Genomic DNA, 19,759 nt, shown 5'->3' on the forward strand with positions numbered 1-19,759 from the left:
GCCTGCGTGCGAAGCGGCCGGCGGATCGCCCTGCCCGTCATTTCAGCTCCGGGAACCGGCAGGATCCGGTCCCGAAGCCCGTATAGAGCCCTCAGCGGGTCAGGCTCCGGCGCGCAAACTCAGGCGCGCAAAACCCCGCCGGTGGTCTTTGCGACATTGGCGACGATCTTGGCCGTCAGAGCCTCGAAATCCTCGTCCGTCAGCGTCTTGTCGGTCGGCTGGATGACGACCTCGATCGCGATCGACTTCTTGCCTTCTCCGACAGAAGCGCCCTCGAAGACGTCAAAGACATTGACCGCGGTGACGAGCTTGCGGTCGGCGCCTGTTGCAGCGCGGACGATCGCGCCCGCTTCGACGGCTTTGTCCACGACGAAGGCGAAGTCGCGCCGAACCGCCTGGAACGGCGACAGGTCGAGCGCGGGCTTCGTGCGCGTCGCCTTCTTCTTCGGCTCGGGCATGGCATCGACAAAGATCTCGAAGCCGGCGAGCGCGCCGGAAACATCGAGCGCCGCCAGCGTCTTGGGATGGAACTCTCCGAAATAGCCGAGAACGATCTTCGGGCCCATCTTGATCGTGCCGGAGCGGCCGGGGTGATACCAAGACGGACCGCCCGGCTCGATCTGGACATTGGCCATCGGCAGGCCGCAGGCCTCGATCACGGCCAACGCGTCGGCCTTGGCGTCGAAGACGTCAACCGGCTTGCCGCCGCCTTTGGCCGCATTGGACCACAGCCGTCCCGCGCCGGCGAGCGAAGCCGTGCCGCGGCGCACGCCGCCGGCGACACGCCGCTGGCCTTCCGGCCGGTCGTTCTCATAGGTTCCCGAGACTTCGAAGATCGCAACGTCGCCATGCCCCTTGTCGGCATTGCGCTGGGCAGCCGCCAGAAGACCCGGCAGCAGCGAGGGGCGCATGTCCGACATGTCGGCAGCGATCGGGTTCGACAGCGCCAGTTCCGGGGCGCCGCCGCCGAAAAGCTCGGCCTGCGCCTTCGGGATGAACGACCAGGTGACGGCCTCCATCATGCCGCGGGAGGCAAGCGCGCGCTTCGCCTGCCGCGAACGGATCTGCAGCGTCGTCAGGATCTTGCCGTTGACGCTTCCGTGGCTCGGCAGCGGTGCGGCATGGATCTTGTCGACGCCGTGGATCCGCATAACCTCCTCCACGAGATCGGCCTTGCCGTCCACGTCCGGGCGCCAGGAGGGCACCGTGACGCTCAGCCGCTCGCCTGCGCCTGTGACGCCGAAGCCGAGCTTCGTCAGGATCTCGCGGCTTTCCTCCGGCGAGACTTCAAGCCCCGTCAGGCGCTTCACCTCGGAGACCGGAAAATCGATCGACTTCGGCTCGTAGCCCTTGTAGCCGACCACATCCGCCTTTGCCGCCGTGCCGCCGCACAGCTGCAGCACGAGCTCGGTCGTCCGCTCGAGGCCGGGGACCATGTACTCGGGATCGACGCCGCGCTCGAACCGATAGCGCGCATCGGTGATGATGCCGAGCGTGCGGCCCGTGCGGGCGATGTTCATCGGGTCCCACAGCGCCGATTCGATGAGCACGTCGGTCGTGTTCTCGTCGCAACCCGAATGCTCGCCGCCCATGACGCCGCCGATGGACTCGATGCCGTTGTCGTCGGAGATCACGACATTGGCCGGCGACAGCGTGTATTCGCGCTGGTCGAGCGCCAGAACGGTTTCGCCCTCCTTGGCACGGCGGACGATCAGGTTACCCTTGACCTTCGCCGCGTCGAAGACGTGCATGGGGCGGCCCTGGTCGAAGGTCATGTAGTTGGTGATGTCGACCAGCGCATTGATCGGGCGCAGGCCGATCGCCAGCAGCCGCTGCTGCATCCAGCGCGGGCTCGGACCGTTCCTGACGCCGCGCACGAGGCGGAGACCGAAGCCGGGGCAAAGATGGGTATCCTCGCCGAGCTCCAGCGCCACCTTCACCGGGGTCTCGCCTTCCACGGCAAAGGACGGTGCCTTCGGCGTCTTCAGCGTGCCGAGACCGGAGGCGGCCAGGTCGCGGGCAATGCCGTAGACGCTGGTGCAATCCGGGCGGTTGGGCGTCAGATTGATCTCGATAACCGGATCGTCGAGGCCCACATAGGACGCGAAGCTGGTTCCGACCGGCGCATCCGCCGGCAGGTCGATGATGCCGTCGTGATTGTCCGACATCTCCAGTTCCTTTTCCGAGCACATCATGCCGCGGCTTTCGACGCCGCGGATGTTGCCGACGGAAAGCGTCACGTCGATGCCGGGAACATAGGTGCCGGGAGCGGCGAAAGCGCCGACGAGGCCGCCGCGGGCGTTCGGCGCGCCGCAGACGACCTGAACCGGTGCGCCCGCCCCGGTGTCCACCATCAGCACGCGCAGCTTGTCGGCGTTGGGATGCTGTTCGGCGGAGACGACCTTGGCGATGACGAACGGCTTGAACGAGGCCTTGTCGTCGACGTCTTCAACCTCGAGCCCGATCGCGGTCAGGCGTTCGCAGATCTGTTCGAGCGAAGCGTCCGTTTCCAGATGCTCTTTCAGCCAGGAGAGTGTGAATTTCATCGTTTCTGATCCTTACGCGCGCGACTTATGCACTGAGGCCGCCGAACAGGGTCGGCACGTCGAGCGGGCGGAAGCCATAGTGGTTCATCCAGCGGACATCGGCGTTGAAGAAGTCGCGCAGGTCCGGCATGCCGTATTTCAGCATGGCGATGCGATCGAGGCCCATTCCCCAGGCAAAGCCCTGGTACTCGTCGGGATCCAGACCGCCGGCGCGCAGCACGTTCGGATGCACCATGCCGCAGCCGAGGATCTCCATCCAGTCGGTACCCTCGCCGAACTTGACGATCGGGCCGGACGAACGGTCGCACTGGATGTCGACCTCGAAGGAAGGCTCGGTGAAGGGGAAGAAGGACGGGCGGAAACGCATCGTCACGCTGTCGACCTCGAAGAAGGCCTTGCAGAACTCCTCCAGCACCCAGCGCATGTTGGCGACGTTCGCGGTCTTGTCGACCACGAGCCCTTCCACCTGATGGAACATCGGCGAATGGGTCGCGTCCGAATCCTGCCTGTAGGTTTTGCCGGGGATGATGATGCGGATCGGCGGCTTCTGCGCCTCCATGGTGCGCACCTGAACCGGCGAGGTGTGCGTGCGCAGCACCTTGCGCTCGCCGTTCGCATCCGGCGGGAAAAAGAATGTGTCGTGCATCTCGCGGGCCGGATGGCCTTCGGGAAAGTTCAGTGCGGTGAAATTATAATAGTCCGTCTCGATGTCCGGCCCTTCGGCGATCGAGAAGCCCATGTCGGCGAAGATCGCGGTAATCTCGTCGACGATCTGGCTGATCGGATGGATGCGGCCGCGCTCGGCAGGGGAGGAGCGCACCGGCAGGCTGACGTCGACCGTCTCGGCGACCAGCCGGGCTGCGATCGCAGCGTCCCGCAGCTCGGCCTTTCGGGCGGCAATCGCCTCGGTCAGTTCGTTCTTCAGGGCGTTGATCGCCGCACCGCGGGTCTGGCGCTCTTCCGGCGTCATCGTGCCGAGCGTCTTCAGGAGTTCGGAGACGGAGCCCTTCTTGCCGAGGGCTGCCACGCGCACGGCCTCGATGGCCGCTTCATCGCCGGCGGCTGCGACGTCCGCCAACAGGGTCTGCTTCAAAGTGTCGAGATCGGACATCGCTCAAATCCATTGGCTCAAAGAAAAACCCGCGCCAGCCCTGCCAGCGCGGGTTTCCCAACTTCTATGTACAAAGGCTTGGGAAGCGCTGGCTTAACGAACCGCGCTTTCAAACTCGTTGGTGGTGCCGGCGTCCTTGAGGTACTCAAGCGCCTTCTTGGAAGCTGCGACGAGAGCGCCGAACGCTGCCGGATCATGGATCGCCATGTCGGAGAGGACCTTGCGGTCGACTTCGATGCCAGCCTTGTTGAGGCCGTCGATGAAGCGGCCGTAGGTCAGGCCGAATTCGCGGACGGCAGCGTTGATGCGCTGGATCCAGAGAGCGCGGAAGTTGCGCTTGTTAACCTTGCGGTCGCGGTAGGCGTACTGCTTGGAACGGTCAACCGCAGCCTTGGCGGCGCGGATGGTGTTCTTGCGGCGGCCGTAGAAGCCCTTGGCTGCCTTCAGCGTCTTCTTGTGCTTGGCGTGCGAGGTAACGCCGCGTTTTACACGTGCCATGTCATGATCTCCTTAACGTATCCAAAAAGCCTGAAAGTCTCAGAGACCGTTCGGCAGGTAGTTCTTGATGACCTTCTTGCCATCGGGCTCGGCGAGAACCATGGTTCCACGCGCGTCGCGAATGAACTTGTTGGTACGCTTGATCATGCCGTGGCGCTTGCCGGCGGCGGCAGCACGGACCTTGCCGGTAGCGGTGATCTTGAACCGCTTCTTGGCAGACGATTTCGTCTTCATCTTGGGCATTTTGCTACTCCATTCTTCTTGGTTTCGAGACGGCTGACGAGGCACGTCTCCAGCGTAAAGAACGGCCACGGCATGCCCTGCCGGACCGTTCGGACGGGGGCTTGTAACCGAAGTGCCCCGAAAGCGCAACCGGTTTCCTTAGATCTCGGCGCCCGCGCCAGAATGCAAAAAGCCGCCAGGTCGGCGGCTCATGCACATTTCATGGGGTCGTCACCCAAGCCGGCCGGATGGCCGGCCCGTCGGTCACGTCCGGGGTGCAAGCACCATCATCATCTGACGGCCTTCGAGCTTCGGCTCGGCTTCGACCTTGGCGATCGTCTGCGTGTCTTCCTTGACCTGAAGCAGCAGCTTCATGCCAAGCTCCTGGTGGGCCATTTCGCGGCCGCGGAACTTCAGCGTCACCTTGACCTTGTCGCCGTCTTCGAAGAACCGGTTCATCGCCTTCATCTTCACTTCGTAATCGTGAGTGTCGATGTTCGGGCGCATCTTGATTTCCTTGATCTCGACGATCTTCTGCTTCTTGCGCGCTTCGGCCGCCTTCTTCTGGTTGGCGTACTTCAGCTTGCCGAGATCGAGAATCTTGCACACCGGCGGATCGGTGTTGGGGGAAATCTCCACGAGATCGAGACCGGCGTCTTCCGCCATGCGAAGGGCCTGATCGGTGGGCACGATGCCGTGGTTTACGCCTTCGGCATCGATCAGCTGAATCCGGGGGATCCGGATTTCACGGTTTGAGCGGGGGCCGTCCTTGACCGGAGCGTCCGCTTTGAAGGGTCTGCGAATGGTCGTATTCTCCTCGAATCGTTTCGGATAGGGATCGCAATTTGCTGGGCGATCCTGCCGCCGGCGTTGCGCATCCGCGCTGCTTGGCCGCAATGTGTCAATCGCCGAGGCGAAGTCAATAGCATGTCGCGCGGAAAAAATCACCACCTGTGCCGTCCTCGGCAAAATCGTGTAGATCAGGGCTCAGGAGGCGGCCCCGCCAGCATCGAGCGCGACCGCACGCGGCACTTCAGGAGAAACCTATGAGCGCAGACGAAACGAAAGAGACCGACGCCACGCTGACGGTGGGGACAGGCCCCGACAGCAGGGAGATCGCCATGCGTCTACTTGGCGAAAAGCCCGGCAACCCACATGCGCATTTCGTCTGGCTCGGCGGCTACCGGTCCGACATGACGGGAACCAAGTCAGCCGAACTCGCCAGCCTTGCCGCGCAGCTCGGCACCGGTTGCATCCGCTTCGACTATTCCGGTCACGGCGCGTCGGGCGGGGCCTTCGTGGACGGGACGATCTCGCGCTGGCTGGAAGAGGCGCTGGCCGTGATCGAGCATGCGCGCCGGCAGCTCGGTACCGGACGCATGATCCTTGTCGGCTCGTCCATGGGCGGATGGCTGGCGCTCCGGGTCGCCCAGGAATTGCGCCGGGCGGGCCGGGTGGGCGACATCGCCGGCATGGTCCTGATCGCGCCCGCGCCCGACTTCACCAGCGAGCTGATCGAGCCCAACCTCACCGAGGCCGAGCGGACCTCACTTGCCGAGCGTGGCTATTTCGAGGAGCCGACGCCCTACGGTCCCGACCCGAACATCTACACGCTGAAGCTGATCGAGGACGGCCGTCGGAACCGGGTGCTCGGCGGGGTGATCGACACCGGTTGCCCCGTCCACGTGCTGCAGGGAATGGAAGATCCCGACGTGCCGTATACCCATGCAATCCGCCTGATGGAGCACCTGTCCGGCGACGACGCAGTGCTGACGCTTATCCGTGACGGCGACCATCGCCTGTCGCGTCCCGAGGACATCGAGAAGCTGAAAGAGGCGGTTTCCCACATGCTTGATGCTGCATGATTGCCACGCAAGGCGGCGCATTTTAACCATGTTGCCGCATTGCGAATTATCGTGATTGACGACCAGCCCCTTAAAAATTTAACGTTTTGTTAACGATTGAGGGGACACCCAATGGCGCGAATGATTGGTGCTAAGGCATTCTTTGTGGCAATTTCAGCCCTATTTGTATCTTCGTCAGCAACGTTTTCGGCACCCGCTTCCGGTCTTTCGATGCAGACCGGCGCCATCACCTCGCAACCGATCGGTCACTACGAGTTCTGCCAGCAGTACCGGTCCGAATGTGCCGCCGGCCAACGCGATCCGGGCCCGGCAAAGGTGACCGAGTTCGGTTGGAACGTCGTTCGCAACATCAACAGCACCGTCAATCACGAGATCACGCCTGTCACCGACAAGGAGCTCTACGGCAAGGACGAGCACTGGGCCTACCCGGACACGGCCGGCGACTGCGAAGACTTCGTGCTTTTGAAGCGCCGCAAGCTGATCGAGCACGGCTTTTCGGCCGCTGACCTCGTGATCACCGTCGTGCGTAAGCCGGATGGCGAGGGCCATGCGGTCCTCACGGTTCGCTCCACCGATGGCGACTACATCCTCGACAACCTCGACAACGACGTGAAGCTCTGGACCGAGACCCCCTATCGCTATTTGAAGCGGCAGGCCTCCTTCCACCCCGGCCGCTGGGTCTCCATCGAGAATGGCGATGCGCTCATGGTGTCGTCGGTCGGCAAGTAAGCACGGCACCAAGCCAATCCAGAGTGCAGTGTACGGCGGCCCACGGCCGCCGTTTCCGTTCGGTCAGGCGTTGCCGATCAGGACACCGCAGGCGAACACCAGCCCGCCGCCAAGCACCACCTGGAAGGTCGCACGCCAGAACGGCGTTTCCATGAAACGGTTCTGGATGAAGGCGATCGCCCAAAGCTCGACGAAGACGACGGATGCCGCAATGGTGGTGGCGATCCCGAAATGGGGTATCAGATAGGGTAGCGCATGCCCGAGACCGCCGATCGCGGTCATGATGCCGGAGGCCAGACCACGCTTGATCGGCGAACCACGGCCGGAGATCTTGCCGTCGTCATGGGCGGCTTCGGTAAAGCCCATCGAAATGCCTGCGCCGACGGATGCGGAGAGGCCGACGAGAAAGGTCTGCCAGGTATCCTGCGTGGCAAATGCCGCGGCAAAGATGGGTGCCAGCGTCGAAACGGACCCGTCCATCAAGCCGGCGAGCCCTGGCTGGACGTAGGTCAGGATGAACTGTCGGCGGGCGACCTGATCCTCGTCGGCAATGGCTGCCGCGTTCTCCTCGCCCTCGCCCATATGGCGGGCCTTGTCCTCATGGGATTTCTCCGCGATCGCCAGGTCGCCGAGAAGCTTTCGGGTGGGCGCATCCGTCGCCCGCGACGCCGCCTGAAGGTAGAACCGGTGGGCGGCTTCCTCCATCGCCTTGGCCTGCGCGCGGGCGGTCTGAACCGGCATGTTGGCGATCAGCCAGTCGGGCTTGCGCTCGGGAAAGTCGCGTAAATGCTCGCGCCGGACAAGCGGGATGCGCTCTCCGAACCTGCGGATATGCATGTCGATCAGCATGCGGCGATGCTCGTTCTCCTCCTGCGCCATTTCGGTAAATATCTGCACGGTGTGCGGCGACGTTTCCCGCAATGCATCGGCATAGGCGAGGTAAATGCGGCTATCGTCCTCTTCGGACGAGATCGCAAGGGCCAGAATTTCCTGTTCGCTGAGCGATTCCAGGGCGCGTTTATAGCTGCGGAAAAAGCGGGAGAGCATTACGAGACCTTTTTAGAATAATTCTAAAAATAGAGCCGAACACATGCCACGTCAACGGTTTGCCCTACGCTATGGCAATACCGCCGAAACCGATTTAACCGAAGATCTGGAAGCTCAGAGCAGCCCCTTCGCAGCGCGCCGACGGGCGGCCGAGAGGCCGCGAAAGATGGGCGAGGCAATATCCGCCTCGATCATCGCCGAAAGGCCGGCAGCGGTCGTGCCGCGGTAGTCAAGGAAGACGTCGACGAGATCCGAAGGAGTGGTGTCCGACTCCGCCATCAGCACGCCCGCTCCCAGGAAAAGCTGGCGCACGGCGGCATCTGCCGTCTCCGGATCGATCCCCGCCCCGATCGCGTGCCGGATCATGGCATCGGCAAATAGTGCCGGAAACGCAGGTCCGGAGCCGGTCAGCGCGGTGAAGTAATCGAGCTGCGCCTCATCGAGAATTCCATGCGCCTGCCCGGAGGCGGAGAAGAACCGGTAGACGAAATCGGCCTCGCGATCCGTCACGCTGTCGGTGGCGAACCAGGGTGTGAACGACAGCCGGTGCTCGGCGCAGGCATTGGGCATTGCGCGCACGACGCGTGTCGCGCGGTAGCTCCGGGCCAGATCCGCCACCGTCACGCCGGCGACGACGGATATGAGCAGCCTGTCGCGCAGGTCGATCGCGATCTCGGCCAGATCCTGCGGACGAACGCAGAGCATTACGATATCGGACGCCGCCGCCAGTTCCTCGTTGTCCGCGGTCACTTCGATGTCCGGCCATTCCTCGAAACCCGGCACGCGGCCGGAGCGCGACGAGAGGATCAGTCTGTCCGGCCGCAGCAGACCATCCTGCAGTGCGGGGCGCAGAAGTGCGCCGGCCAGCCAGCCCCCGCCGCCGATGACACCGATCGTCGTCACGCGCCCCTCATGCCCATTCGCCGCCGCGCATCACCGGCACACGGCTGCCGTCGCCGCGGACGCCATCGATGTCGATCTTGTCCGAGCCGATCATCCAGTCGATGTGGATCAGGCTCGAATTTCCGCCCTGTGCGGCGATCTGCTCCGGCGAGAGGTTCGCGCCATCCAGGAAGCACTTCGAATAGCACTGGCCGAGCGCGATATGGCAGGCGGCGTTCTCGTCGAAAAGGGTGTTGTAGAACAGCAGCCCGCTCGCCGAGATCGGCGAGGAATGCGGCACCAGCGCGACCTCGCCCAGGCGGCGCGCGCCGGCGTCGGTATCCAGCACCTTGGCAAGGACGGCCTCGCCCTTCGAGGCGTGCGCCTCCACGATGCGGCCGCCCTCGAAGCGCACGCGGATGTCATCGATGAGGGTCCCTTGATGCGACAGGGGCTTGGTGCTGGAAACATGCCCTTCGACGCGCAGTGCATGCGGCGTGGTGAAGACTTCTTCGGTCGGGATGTTCGGGTTGCAGGTGATGCCGTTCTTTGCGGTCGATGCCCCGCCATGCCACTCGTGACCATCGGCAAGACCGATGGTGAGGTCCGTCCCCGGCCCTTTGAAATGAAGGGCCGAAAAGCGCTCGCCGTTCAGCCAGGCGGAACGGCTGTTCAGGTTCGCATTGTGCGCCTTCCAGGCGCCGATCGGATCATCGAGGTCGACGCGCGACGCGGCGAAGATCGCATTGGCAAGCTTCTCGACCGCCACGTCCTCCGGATCGTCCGGAAACACCTGCCGGGCCCAGGAAGGGTTGGGATAGGAGACGATGTTCCAGTTGATGTCGAAATTGGCGATCTTCTCCAGTGCCGGCTTGTAGGCGATCGAGTTCGCCCTGTTGGCGCGTGCGACCTTGGAGGGATCCTCGCCGGCAAGCAGCATGGGGTTGTCGCCGGCGATCGCCAGGCGGGCGGCGCCATCGGCATAGGCCTTTGCCATACCCTCATACAGCCAATCCGTGGCCCGGTCGAAACTTTCGTCCGGGGCGTGGCGATAGCGCGAGAGCGTGGCCTCTTCGTCGGCATAGAACGTGCTGACCAGACCGGCGCCGGCCATGTAGGCATGCTTGGTGATGAGGCGGACCAGCGGCAGGGCCGCGATCGGTGCGGTCATCACGAGATCCTGCCCCTTCTGCAGCCGAAGGCCGACATTGACGGCCACATCTGCAAGCTTCTCGAGCTTGACCGGATCGACGGGGGCGGTGCGAACGGGTGCGTTCATCGCGGTTCCTGCTGTCTTCGATTGCAATCTCCCTTCTTAGGACGGATTCGCAAAAAACAGAAGCCGGGCGTGCGGATAGCTGCGCCTCGCAGCCGCGCGGCCTCTCTACGAGACAAGCGGCGCGGCCACGGCGTTCAGCGCCTTGCAGATGTCCTGCGGCGACAGGCGAACCTGCAGGCCGCGCTGGCCGCCGTTGACAAAGACGCTCGCATGCGCCAGCGCCATGGCCTCGATTGCGGTCGGAACCTGCTTGCGCTGACCCAACGGACTGATGCCGCCGACGTGGTAGCCAGTCAGCCGCTCCGCGTCCGCAGGCTTCATCATGCTTGCCGACTTGCCTTTGAAGGTTGCGGCGAGCTTTTTCATGCTGACCTCACGGTCGGACGGCACGATGGCACAGACGGGCTTGCCATCCACCTCCGCCATCAGGGTCTTCAGCACCCGGTCCGGCGTCTCGCCCAGGGCTTCGGCGGCCTGCATCCCGATCTTTTCGGCAGACGGATCGTATTCATAGGCGTGGGTGGTAAAGGCGATGCCGGCCCGGATGAGGGCCTGGGTGGCGCGTGTGGTTTTCGACATGACGGCCGTGACTGCTTGTTTCTCCAGCGCCTATCGGTGCGACAGCGAACTGCGTTCTGTCAACAGCGCGCCGGACGCTTCAAGATTACAAACACGCGGGCGATTGACGATAGTCAAGCAACGACCGAGCTGAACTGAGGGCAACCCGCTGCCCGACCTTGCCTTGCCACAAACTATTGGTTACTGCGAGGTTTATCGATCCGCCGGGATCAGCAACAGGTGTCGCTCACCCTGGACGATCTCCGGCAAGCGGGTGGTCCGTGCTGCAGTTCCGTCGTATCCAATTCCACTACCTGATCTCGACCAACCGGTTTGCGGAAGCGCTTGCACTATCGCAGTCCGACAGCATGCGCGCCGGCCGTGCCTGGGCATTTTACCGGCTCGGCTGTTACCGCTCGGCGAGCGCTCTCGTCCGGGAGCCGCGCTCGGGACGCGAGGCGCTGGCGCTCGGCATCTCGCTGGCTGCCTCGGGGCAGAATGATGCAGGCGTGCGGCTCTTGCGGAAAGCAAGGGCAAACGGCCTGTTGAAAGGGCGCCAGCTTGCCGCGGCGACGGAGGCGATTGCGGCCTACAGCCTGGAGACGGCCGCTGAATTCGTCGACGCCGGCGCACCTGTGAGCAGCGGCCTGCGCATAGCCCTGCTTCTGGCGCAAGACCGACGCGACGAAGCACTTGCGGCCGCGAAGGCCGCCATCGACCACGGTGACGGCGCACGGGAGCCGGACCTATTTCTGCTGCTCGCCAATGCAATGCCGCAGGACGGCACGCAACTGGATCTCGCAAACGCCTATCTGTCTTCTCACGGGCTGTCCCCCGTCGCCCTGATCGACCAGGCAAAGCCGATGTCGGCTTCCAACCTTGCCAGCCGGGTTGCGGCCGGAAGCGTCCGCGGCCCGCTCGTCACGATTACCATGCCGGCCTACAACACCGGCGCCCGCATCGGGCGCTCGATCGAGTCGCTTCTTGCCCAGACCTACCGCGATATCGAGGTCCTTGTCGTCGACGATGCGAGCACGGACGACACTGTCGCCGTGGTCAGGGAGCTTGCGGCGCGCGATGCGCGCGTGCGGCTGATCGTGCGCGACGGCAATGGCGGCCCGTATGCGGCCCGGAACATGGCGCTCGCCAATGCGAGGGGCGAATTCGTCACCTGCCAGGACTCCGACGACTGGGCGCATCCCGAAAAAATCGCAAGGCAGGTTAAGCCGCTACTCAAGGACAAGGGGCTTTTCTTCACCCTGTCCAACTGGGCGCGGGTCGATGACCACGGCCATTTCTACGCCCGGCAGGTCTATCCCCTCACGCGACTCAACCCGGCCTCGCCGCTCTTCCGCCGCGAAGAGGCACTGGCGCAGGCGGGCTATTATGAAGACGTGCGCACGGGTGCGGACAGCGAATATATCGCCAGGCTGAAGCTTGTGTTCGGCTGGCGTGGCTGGAAGCGCCTGCGCCAGCCGCTTTCCTTCGGCGCGCATCGGCCGGGATCGCTGATGACGGATGCGGGAACCGGGATCGCCCGCGGCGGCGTCAACCTGGAACGGCTGGACTACTGGGAAGAATGGAGCGCGCGCCATATCGGCCGCTTTGCAAAGCGGTGACGGTGCGCGGGCACGGCAGGTGAAGACCTGCCGGCCACGATATCAGCAGGGCCCGTTCAGAAGTCGCGCTGCACGCGCAGGACACCGCCCCAGTTTTTTGCTTTCGGGCCGGCCTTCTCGTCCATGTTGTTGACGAAATCGAGTTCGGGGGTGATCGTCAGTCCGGGAACGACGGTGTAGACCACATTCAGCGCCGCTTCGATGTCGTCGCCTTCGTCGAAGTTGATCGAGGCATTGAATTGCGCCTTGTCGGACAGATCATAGGTCGCGCCCAACCACGCTGCCCAGTCGCCTTCCCAGAGCGCATAGTTGTTGATCCGGTCACCGTCGGTGCTCCACCCGCCCATCGCAAACAGGGACAACTGGCCGATCTTGCCGTCGATACGAACCTTGACGGCTCCCTCCTCCATCGAGGCGTCATAGCCGCCGGCGCCCCGGATCATGAAGTCGCCTGCGGTGTACCCCGCCGCGACGACCAGATCGGGCATGTAGCTGTCTTCGGCCACGGCGTAGTCGTAGACGCGGTCGTTGTTCTGCTCGCTCGGATCTTCCACGGCCAGGCCGAAGCTGAAACCGGAACCCGGATCGTAGGTGTAGCGGAGCTGATTGCGGGCGAAGTCGCCGTAGTCGACATAGTAATAGTCATTGATGCCGTTGCCGGCATAACCTGTAAATTCGGTGTAGAGCGTGTCGCTGAGCCCGGCGCGGAAGCCGGCAAGCTCGATGTAGGCGGCCTTGATGGTGTCGTAGGCATCATTGTTGTCGTCGCGGTCTATCTCCACCTCGAAGTAGGTGTTGAGGTTGCCGAAGTCGGTCGCCGACGCCGTCTCCATCGCGAGCAAGAGCCGCGAGCGCGTGAACCAGGAATCACCGCCTCCGCCAGGATAGGTATCCTGCCCGTTCGGGTCGCCTCCGGCGAACTCGGCCCGGAGGTAACCGCCGATCTTCAGGCAGGTTTCGCTGCCGGGGATATAGAAGTACCCCTCCCCATGAGCGTCGCAGACACGGACATAGTCCATCGGTTCCGGCTCGGCCACGATGACCGCGTCGGCCGCATGCACACCATATGCGGTGGCCGCGACGGCCCCCGCGGCGACAAGACCGCTAGTGATTTTCATGCATCCCCACTCCGTTGTCGGAGGCCGAAGCCGGCGAATCAGGGCTTGCCACCGATTTCAGCGGAGAATTGCAGCGCTTTGCGGTCAAGGCAACATCGTTGCCTAATTTAGCAACGTGACGAGGACGGCAACGAATATTCAAGCCCGGCTGAGATGAGATTGCCGCTCGGGGTGGAATGAGTCGGCGGGCGCAACGCGGATTCGGCGGTGAGCCAAGGGGCTACTCGAACAATGCATTGCTGTGGCGGGCGCTGCGGAACCTGGCTGCGGCCTCGGTGCGATTGTGGACGCCGAGCTTGCGGATGATGTTGTGCAGGTGGATCTTCACCGTGTGCTCCGACAGGCCGAACGCGGCGGCGATCAGCTTGTTCTGCATGCCGCGCGAGACCATTTCGAGGATTTGCAGTTCGCGTGCGGTGAGGTCCGAAACGCCGTTCTCAGGCTTGCGCGGCGGAGGCTGCGCCGGCGCGTTATAGGCAAGGATGGGGCCGACATCGGCCGGCCGCGCATGGACCATCGACCCGGGCGGGAAGTACTCGCCGCCGCACAGCATCAAGCGGATGATCGAAAGCCAGATGTCGAGACGCATGTCCATCGGTAGGACGCTACGGAAAAGCGGCGAGTCGACGATGGCCGAGAGCGAGGCGGCCTGCTGCTTCTCATGGGGCTCGATCACCGCGGCGAGCGCATGGGAATGGATGCGGTTGAGTGCCGCGGTGGCGGCCTCCGCCTCCCCCATCAGGCCCACGTCGACGAGCATCAGCGCCACGGGGTGGGAGAAGCTCCGGCATGCGGCGGCAACGCTACCGACCTGTTCGACCAGGATCCAGGGGAACTCGCGCTCCACCGCATCAACCAGCCGCGGAGAAACGCTGCCGGTGTTCGACATGATCAGCATCACGCGCTGCGGCTCAGGCCCACCCCTGATTCCGGCTACGCCCAAACCCGCTTCCGCGTAATCGTTCCCGTCCAAAAGCACCATATCCTTCACCCGCGCGACTCGTCGGCCGGCAGCCGTGACAGCCGGCCAGACGGACGCATTCGCGCATCACCGCCAAAACCTTAGCGCACGTCCGAAGCGACCGCGACGACACAAATGGGCTGAGTGGAGGGCGCGAAAGGCAGCGCATGTGGAAACGCTCGGCGGCGAACAATCATCCAAACGAACTAGGCGATTGAGCGCTCATCCACCATCTAAGGAGCCCGGCGCAGGGGGCGCCCTACCTCGCCCGTCCAAGCACCACCCATAGATTGCGCAAGATTATGCGCGGGCACGGGAAGGGCGACGTGGGTAGGTATGGCATATACACTTTCACCAATATTGATGAAGCCGAAGCAACGTCCTTCCCCTTCTCAATATTTCAATAATTTGCACACTGGAAAGCGCCGTCGCTAAGGCAAGCCGGGCGCTGGCGGGCGAGCATATATCTTGAGCCGCCATTGATGCCCCGGATCTTTCAGGTTGGAGACACACATGCCAGGCACCACCCTGCATCGTCGCCGTTCGATAGGAGCCGGGACCATGGTCTCGGCGCTTCTGCTGGGCATGTTCCTGGCACCCCTGCCCGCATTCGCCTCGAAGCTCGTGCCGCAGACACGAATACGGCTGAACGTGGTACAATGGATGCCAACGCGGGGCGCCTACGAGCGGTGGGATGCGCTCGGCGGCGAATTTGTCGTATCCGACCAGGGCACAATCGCCCTGCCGGTTCTCGGCAACGTGCCGGTGGGCGACCTCGACGAGGCACAGCTCGCCGCCAAGATCGCCGACGAGCTGAAGGCCAAGATCGGGCTTGTCGAAAAGCCGGAAGCCTCCGTCGCCATCGTCGACTATCCTCCGATCTATGTCGTGGGCGACGTGACGACCTCGGGCGAATTCCGTTTCCGGCCCGGGCTGACCGTGTTGCAGGCACTCGCGCTGGCGGGCGGCGAGTTCCGTCCCGAGGGCCTCAGCGGCACACGGGATCGGGCCGAATTCGCAGGCGAACTGCGCGAACTCAACGATTCCATCCTGCGCAGCACCATTCGCGTGGCGCGCCTGGATGCGGAGATGGCCGGGGCCAAGGAGTTCAAATTCGACATGAAGCCCTATCGCAAAAACTCGCTGGCGGCGGGGATATACGATCAGGAGAAACAGATATTCGCCGCACGCGCCGCGGTCGTCGAGCGCCAGTCGCGCTCGTTTGCCGAGCTGCGCGACCTGATGGCGCAGGAAATCGACGCGCTGGAAAAGAAGATCGACTCGAACGACGAGGATCTCGATTCGGTTCGCAAGGAATTGGCCACCATCAAGCCGATGGTGGACCGCGGCGTCATCCTGCCGACGCGGCAGACGGACCTCGAACGAACGCTGCGCAGCTATCAGGCCTCCCGGCTCGACATGGTGACCGCGATCATGCGGGCACGACAGAACATCGCCGAGGCGACACGCAACCTCGAGGGCCTTGCCGACAACCGGCAGGCCGACGTCACGGCACAGCTCCAGTCCGAGCGCGGCGCGCTGAAGCAGCTGCAGTTGCGGCGCGATACCAGACAGGGGCTCCTGACGGACACGCTGGGCGTCGATACCGACGAGGAAAACGGCGCCCGGCCGTCGATCACCACCTACAGCATTTCCCGGCGTGTCGAGGGAAAGGTGACGCCGATCGAAGCTGAGGAGACCACGACGCTCCTTCCCGGCGACGTCGTTCGTGTCCAGCGGGTTCGCATCCGGGACGCCGACCAGGCCGCCGACGCGGCTTCAACGGACCAGGCGAGCCAATGAAGCGGGGGCCACACATGCCGCAATGTCAGGGGCCGCAAAGTCAGGGGCCACGATATCAAGATTCGCAGTATCAGGGATTAGAGGGGCATACGCGATGAAGGGCATCATTCTCGCCGGAGGAAGCGGGACGCGCCTCTATCCGCTCACGATCGCCGTGTCGAAGCAGATACTTCCGATCTACGACAAGCCGATGATCTACTATCCGCTCAGCGTGCTGATGCTCACGGGCATCCGCGAAATCATGATCATTTCCACGCCGCGCGACCTGCCCTGCTTCCAGGCGCTGCTCGGCAATGGATCGGACTTCGGTCTCGACATCTGCTATGCCGAGCAGCCGCATCCGAACGGCCTTGCCGAAGCGTTCATCATCGGGCGGAAGTTCATCGGCGACGACAACGTCGCCATGATCCTCGGCGACAACATCTTCTTCGGAAGCGGCCTGCCGAATGTCTGCCGGCAGGCAGCGGCACGCAACACGGGCGCGTCGGTTTTCGCCTATCACGTGGAGGATCCGGAACGTTACGGTGTCGTCAGCTTCGACAAGGAGACCGGCAAGGCGCTGACGATCGAGGAGAAGCCGCTTTCGCCGAAGTCCAACTGGGCGGTCACGGGCCTCTACTTCTACGATAACGACGTCGTCGACATCGCCCGCTCGATCGAACCCTCGACTCGAGGCGAGCTCGAAATCACCGCGGTGAACAACATCTATCTGGAGCGCGGCGACCTGAACGTCTGCCAGCTCGGACGCGGCTATGCCTGGCTCGACACCGGCACCTATGACAGCCTGCAAGACGCTTCGTCCTTCGTGCGCACTGTGGAGCGGCGGCAGGGCGTACAGATCGCATGCCCGGAGGAGATCGCACTCGACATGGGATGGCTCGGACCGGAGGACATACGCCACCGAGCCAGCCTGCTCGGAAAGACGTCCTACGCGGCCTACCTCAATCGCCTGGCCGAGGAATACGCCGTATGACGTTCGAATTCAGGCCGCTCGAACTGGATGGGGTGCTGGAGATCCGGCCGAGGAAGTTCGTCGACGAGCGCGGCTTTTTCTCCGAAACATGGAGCGCGCGCGGTTTCGCCGACGCCGGCATCGCGCTGACATTCGTGCAGGACAACCATTCCTATTCAAGCGCGCGCGGCGTTCTGCGCGGGCTGCATTACCAATTGCCCCCCTTCGCCCAGGACAAGCTCGTGCGTGTGGTGAAGGGCTCGATTTTCGATGTCGCGGTCGACATCCGCAAGGGTTCGCCCACGTTTGCACGGTGGTGCGCCGCGCGCCTTTCGGCGAGGGAATGGAACCAGTTGCTGGTGCCCAAGGGGTTCGCGCACGGGTTCCTCACGCTCGAGCCGGAGACGGAGGTGATCTACAAGGTCAGCAATCCCTACTCCGCCGCGCATGATCGCAGCATCCGGTTCGACGATCCGGAAATCGGCATCATCTGGCCGCTCGCCGCCTCGCAGTTGCAGCTTTCGGACAAGGACCGCAACGCGCCGCGGCTGGCGAAGGCCCAGCTCTTCGAGGCCATGGAGGAGGCCAGCCCATGAACATTCTCGTGACCGGCGGCGCCGGCTTCATCGGCTCCGCCCTTTGCCGCCATCTCGCAACGAACCCGGACAACCGCGTCGTCAACCTCGACAAGCTGAGCTATGCCGGCAATCTCGCCTCGCTGTCTTCCATCGCGGCATTGCCGAACTACCGCTTCGTCAGGGCCGACATCTGCGACGAAGCCGCGGTCGTGCAGCTGCTGCGAAGCGAAAACATCGGCTGCATCATCCACCTGGCCGCGGAAACGCATGTCGACCGGTCGATCGACGGGCCGGCAGCCTTCATCGAGACCAATGTGCTCGGGACGTTCAAGCTGCTGCAGGCAGCTCTCAAGCACTGGCGCGACCTGCCAGAGGCGTCTGCTGCGTGCTTTCGCTTCCATCATGTCTCAACCGATGAAGTCTTCGGGGATCTTCCCTTCGACGACAGCAGTTTCAACGAACAGACGCCGTATGCGCCGTCTTCGCCCTATTCGGCCTCGAAGGCCGCTTCCGACCACCTCGTGCGTGCATGGCACCACACCTTCGGCCTGCCGGTCGTTCTCACCAACTGCTCGAACAACTACGGCCCCTTCCATTTTCCGGAGAAGCTGATCCCGCTGGTGATCCTCAACGCGCTCGAGGAGAAGCCCCTGCCGATCTACGGCGCTGGCATGAACGTGCGCGACTGGCTCTACGTCGAGGACCATGCCCGGGCGCTGGCGCTGGTCGCCGCCCGCGGCAGCATCGGCCAGAGCTACAACATCGGCGGCGCCAGCGAACGCACCAACGTCGCGGTCGTCCAGGCAATCTGCGACGCTCTCGATGGCAAGCGACCGCGCAGCAACGGCGCCAGCCATCGCGATCTGATCACGTTCGTTGCCGACCGTCCGGGCCATGACCGACGCTATGCGATGGACACCAGCAAGATCGAGCGCGAACTCGACTGGCGGCCGGAGGAGACCTTCGAAAGCGGTCTGGCGCAAACCGTGGACTGGTATCTGAACAATGAATGGTGGTGGCGCCCGCTTCGCGACGGCATCTATGGCGGCGACCGCCTGGGCAAGCTGGCAGCGGTGAAATGAGAATTCTCGTGACCGGATCGCGCGGACAGGTCGTGTCCAGCCTCGTGGAACTTTCGGCCACCCGCCCCGACATCCACCTTGTCGCCGTCGGCCGTCCCGCACTCGACCTGACAGATGCCGCCTCGATCCGCGGCGCCATCGTGGCGGCAAATCCCGACGTGGTCGTCTCGGCCGCAGCCTATACGGCGGTCGATCGCGCAGAGGATGATCGGGACACGGCCTACCAGGTCAACGTAATCGGTGCGGCGAACGTCGCGGAGGCGGCGGCGGCGCTGCGCGTGCCGGTCATTCACATCTCGACCGACTACGTCTTCTCGGGAAGTGCCGATCATCCGTACAAGGAGGATGACGAGCCGCAGCCGAAGACGGTGTACGGCTATACGAAACTGCGGGGCGAACATGCGGTCGCCTGCGCCAATCCGCGGCACTTCATCCTCAGGACCAGCTGGGTTTACAGCCCGTTCGGCGTCAACTTCGTCAAGACCATGCTGCGGCTTGCTTGCGAGCGCCGCACCGTTCAGGTCGTTTCGGACCAATGGGGAAACCCGACCTGTGCACTCGACCTCGCCGCCGCCATCCTGCAGGTGGCGACGAACCCCGTGGCGGATCGCTACGGCATCTATCACGTCACCGGCACCGGCGAGACGACCTGGGCAGGCTTTGCCAGGCGTGTCTTCGCAGCGAGCCAGGCGGCAGGCGGGCCTTTTGCCGAAGTCCTGGACATCGTCTCGGCGGATTACAGGACAAAGGCAGTGCGGCCGGCAAATTCACGCCTCAACTGCGATAGGTTCGAGAGCGCCTTCGGCTGGCGCGCCCCGCCATGGCAGGCAAGCACCGACGCCGTCGTGCAACGGATGCTTCAGGCAGATCACATAAACCTTTCCCAGAGGACGGGCGTCTGATCGGCGT

Annotated in this window: 19 protein-coding genes; 8 read left to right on the top strand and 11 right to left on the bottom strand. The window is 63.7% G+C overall.

Annotated elements, in window-relative coordinates:
- Positions 1 to 119 precede the first annotated feature (119 nt).
- The 5 genes from pheT to infC form a co-directional block, all read right to left on the bottom strand.
- Positions 120 to 2,546, bottom strand: coding sequence for a phenylalanine--tRNA ligase subunit beta (gene pheT, locus HV823_RS16210; protein ID WP_176950767.1), 2,427 nt, complete (start codon positions 2,544 to 2,546; stop codon positions 120 to 122).
- Positions 2,547 to 2,571: 25 nt separating this feature from the next.
- A complete protein-coding gene (gene pheS, locus HV823_RS16215) occupies positions 2,572 to 3,657 on the bottom strand; it encodes a phenylalanine--tRNA ligase subunit alpha (protein ID WP_176950768.1) in 1,086 nt (361 codons plus the stop codon).
- Positions 3,658 to 3,750: 93 nt separating this feature from the next.
- On the bottom strand, positions 3,751 to 4,155 hold the full coding sequence (gene rplT / locus HV823_RS16220; RefSeq protein ID WP_176950769.1) for a 50S ribosomal protein L20: 405 nt from the start codon (positions 4,153 to 4,155) through the stop codon (positions 3,751 to 3,753).
- Between the two features lie 39 nt (positions 4,156 to 4,194).
- Entirely contained in the window at positions 4,195 to 4,398 is a 204-nt protein-coding gene (rpmI, locus tag HV823_RS16225; RefSeq protein WP_065372108.1) for a 50S ribosomal protein L35, read from the bottom strand.
- A 243-nt stretch (positions 4,399 to 4,641) separates the two neighbouring features.
- Positions 4,642 to 5,181 carry a translation initiation factor IF-3 gene (gene infC / locus HV823_RS16230; protein ID WP_176950818.1) on the bottom strand — a complete coding sequence of 180 codons (540 nt, stop codon included), beginning with the start codon at positions 5,179 to 5,181 and terminating at the stop codon, positions 4,642 to 4,644.
- Positions 5,182 to 5,423: 242 nt separating this feature from the next.
- On the opposite strand from infC, the gene HV823_RS16235 reads away from it, so the two are divergent.
- Positions 5,424 to 6,242 (top strand): alpha/beta hydrolase, encoded by an 819-nt coding sequence (locus tag HV823_RS16235; RefSeq protein ID WP_176950770.1) that lies wholly within the window; start codon positions 5,424 to 5,426, stop codon positions 6,240 to 6,242.
- 111 nt (positions 6,243 to 6,353) lie between these two features.
- Positions 6,354 to 6,971, top strand: coding sequence for a transglutaminase-like cysteine peptidase (locus tag HV823_RS16240; RefSeq protein ID WP_176950771.1), 618 nt, complete (start codon positions 6,354 to 6,356; stop codon positions 6,969 to 6,971).
- 63 nt (positions 6,972 to 7,034) lie between these two features.
- On the opposite strand, the gene mbfA is transcribed toward HV823_RS16240, so the two are convergent.
- From mbfA to ybaK, 4 genes are all read right to left on the bottom strand, one after another.
- Positions 7,035 to 8,018 carry an iron exporter MbfA gene (gene mbfA, locus HV823_RS16245; protein ID WP_176950772.1) on the bottom strand — a complete coding sequence of 328 codons (984 nt, stop codon included), beginning with the start codon at positions 8,016 to 8,018 and terminating at the stop codon, positions 7,035 to 7,037.
- 114 nt (positions 8,019 to 8,132) lie between these two features.
- Positions 8,133 to 8,921 carry a pyrroline-5-carboxylate reductase dimerization domain-containing protein gene (locus tag HV823_RS27225; RefSeq protein WP_176950773.1) on the bottom strand — a complete coding sequence of 263 codons (789 nt, stop codon included), beginning with the start codon at positions 8,919 to 8,921 and terminating at the stop codon, positions 8,133 to 8,135.
- A gap of 7 nt (positions 8,922 to 8,928) precedes the next feature.
- The gene (locus HV823_RS16255; RefSeq protein WP_176950774.1) at positions 8,929 to 10,179 is read right to left on the bottom strand and encodes an aminopeptidase; all 1,251 of its coding nucleotides are present in this window, start codon (positions 10,177 to 10,179) and stop codon (positions 8,929 to 8,931) included.
- A 105-nt stretch (positions 10,180 to 10,284) separates the two neighbouring features.
- Positions 10,285 to 10,758: a Cys-tRNA(Pro) deacylase gene (gene ybaK / locus HV823_RS16260; RefSeq protein ID WP_176950775.1), complete on the bottom strand. Its 474-nt coding sequence runs from the start codon at positions 10,756 to 10,758 to the stop codon at positions 10,285 to 10,287.
- A gap of 260 nt (positions 10,759 to 11,018) precedes the next feature.
- Here ybaK and HV823_RS16265 point away from each other — a divergent pair, with 260 nt between their 5' ends.
- Positions 11,019 to 12,356 (top strand): glycosyltransferase, encoded by a 1,338-nt coding sequence (locus HV823_RS16265; RefSeq protein WP_176950776.1) that lies wholly within the window; start codon positions 11,019 to 11,021, stop codon positions 12,354 to 12,356.
- A 56-nt stretch (positions 12,357 to 12,412) separates the two neighbouring features.
- Here HV823_RS16265 and HV823_RS16270 read toward each other — a convergent pair whose 3' ends face one another.
- Together HV823_RS16270 and HV823_RS16275 are read right to left on the bottom strand one after the other, a co-directional pair.
- Positions 12,413 to 13,474, bottom strand: a complete 1,062-nt coding sequence (locus HV823_RS16270; RefSeq protein ID WP_176950777.1) for a porin — start codon at positions 13,472 to 13,474, stop codon at positions 12,413 to 12,415.
- 220 nt (positions 13,475 to 13,694) lie between these two features.
- Positions 13,695 to 14,456: a helix-turn-helix transcriptional regulator gene (locus HV823_RS16275; RefSeq protein WP_176950778.1), complete on the bottom strand. Its 762-nt coding sequence runs from the start codon at positions 14,454 to 14,456 to the stop codon at positions 13,695 to 13,697.
- Between the two features lie 492 nt (positions 14,457 to 14,948).
- On the opposite strand from HV823_RS16275, the gene HV823_RS16280 reads away from it, so the two are divergent.
- From HV823_RS16280 to rfbD, 5 genes are all read left to right on the top strand, one after another.
- On the top strand, positions 14,949 to 16,238 hold the full coding sequence (locus HV823_RS16280) for a polysaccharide biosynthesis/export family protein (protein WP_176950779.1): 1,290 nt from the start codon (positions 14,949 to 14,951) through the stop codon (positions 16,236 to 16,238).
- A 94-nt stretch (positions 16,239 to 16,332) separates the two neighbouring features.
- Positions 16,333 to 17,211, top strand: coding sequence for a glucose-1-phosphate thymidylyltransferase RfbA (gene rfbA / locus HV823_RS16285; RefSeq protein WP_176950780.1), 879 nt, complete (start codon positions 16,333 to 16,335; stop codon positions 17,209 to 17,211).
- Positions 17,208 to 17,786: a dTDP-4-dehydrorhamnose 3,5-epimerase gene (gene rfbC, locus HV823_RS16290; RefSeq protein WP_176950781.1), complete on the top strand. Its 579-nt coding sequence runs from the start codon at positions 17,208 to 17,210 to the stop codon at positions 17,784 to 17,786. The genes rfbA and rfbC overlap by 4 nt, the downstream gene beginning before the upstream one ends.
- On the top strand, positions 17,783 to 18,850 hold the full coding sequence (gene rfbB / locus HV823_RS16295; RefSeq protein WP_176950782.1) for a dTDP-glucose 4,6-dehydratase: 1,068 nt from the start codon (positions 17,783 to 17,785) through the stop codon (positions 18,848 to 18,850). Before rfbC ends, rfbB begins: the two co-directional genes overlap by 4 nt.
- Positions 18,847 to 19,752, top strand: coding sequence for a dTDP-4-dehydrorhamnose reductase (rfbD, locus tag HV823_RS16300; RefSeq protein WP_176950783.1), 906 nt, complete (start codon positions 18,847 to 18,849; stop codon positions 19,750 to 19,752). The genes rfbB and rfbD overlap by 4 nt, the downstream gene beginning before the upstream one ends.
- Positions 19,753 to 19,759: the final 7 nt, after the last annotated feature.

The sequence above is a fragment of the Mycoplana rhizolycopersici genome (assembly GCF_013378445.1).
GTDB lineage: Bacteria > Pseudomonadota > Alphaproteobacteria > Rhizobiales > Rhizobiaceae > Mycoplana > Mycoplana rhizolycopersici.

What these genes read in the sequence shown, in the direction of transcription:
- HV823_RS16255 (WP_176950774.1), bottom strand. Translation starts at nt 10,179, where the DNA reads ATGAACGCACCCGTTCGCACCGCCCCCGTCGATCCGGTCAAGCTCGAG.
- rplT (WP_176950769.1), bottom strand. Translation starts at nt 4,155, where the DNA reads ATGGCACGTGTAAAACGCGGCGTTACCTCGCACGCCAAGCACAAGAAG.
- rfbA (WP_176950780.1), top strand. Translation starts at nt 16,333, where the DNA reads ATGAAGGGCATCATTCTCGCCGGAGGAAGCGGGACGCGCCTCTATCCG.
- mbfA (WP_176950772.1), bottom strand. Translation starts at nt 8,018, where the DNA reads ATGCTCTCCCGCTTTTTCCGCAGCTATAAACGCGCCCTGGAATCGCTC.
- pheS (WP_176950768.1), bottom strand. Translation starts at nt 3,657, where the DNA reads ATGTCCGATCTCGACACTTTGAAGCAGACCCTGTTGGCGGACGTCGCA.
- HV823_RS16280 (WP_176950779.1), top strand. Translation starts at nt 14,949, where the DNA reads ATGCCAGGCACCACCCTGCATCGTCGCCGTTCGATAGGAGCCGGGACC.
- rfbD (WP_176950783.1), top strand. Translation starts at nt 18,847, where the DNA reads ATGAGAATTCTCGTGACCGGATCGCGCGGACAGGTCGTGTCCAGCCTC.
- HV823_RS16275 (WP_176950778.1), bottom strand. Translation starts at nt 14,456, where the DNA reads ATGGTGCTTTTGGACGGGAACGATTACGCGGAAGCGGGTTTGGGCGTA.
- ybaK (WP_176950775.1), bottom strand. Translation starts at nt 10,758, where the DNA reads ATGTCGAAAACCACACGCGCCACCCAGGCCCTCATCCGGGCCGGCATC.
- rfbC (WP_176950781.1), top strand. Translation starts at nt 17,208, where the DNA reads ATGACGTTCGAATTCAGGCCGCTCGAACTGGATGGGGTGCTGGAGATC.
- HV823_RS16240 (WP_176950771.1), top strand. Translation starts at nt 6,354, where the DNA reads ATGGCGCGAATGATTGGTGCTAAGGCATTCTTTGTGGCAATTTCAGCC.
- rpmI (WP_065372108.1), bottom strand. Translation starts at nt 4,398, where the DNA reads ATGCCCAAGATGAAGACGAAATCGTCTGCCAAGAAGCGGTTCAAGATC.
- rfbB (WP_176950782.1), top strand. Translation starts at nt 17,783, where the DNA reads ATGAACATTCTCGTGACCGGCGGCGCCGGCTTCATCGGCTCCGCCCTT.
- pheT (WP_176950767.1), bottom strand. Translation starts at nt 2,546, where the DNA reads ATGAAATTCACACTCTCCTGGCTGAAAGAGCATCTGGAAACGGACGCT.
- HV823_RS16270 (WP_176950777.1), bottom strand. Translation starts at nt 13,474, where the DNA reads ATGAAAATCACTAGCGGTCTTGTCGCCGCGGGGGCCGTCGCGGCCACC.
- HV823_RS16235 (WP_176950770.1), top strand. Translation starts at nt 5,424, where the DNA reads ATGAGCGCAGACGAAACGAAAGAGACCGACGCCACGCTGACGGTGGGG.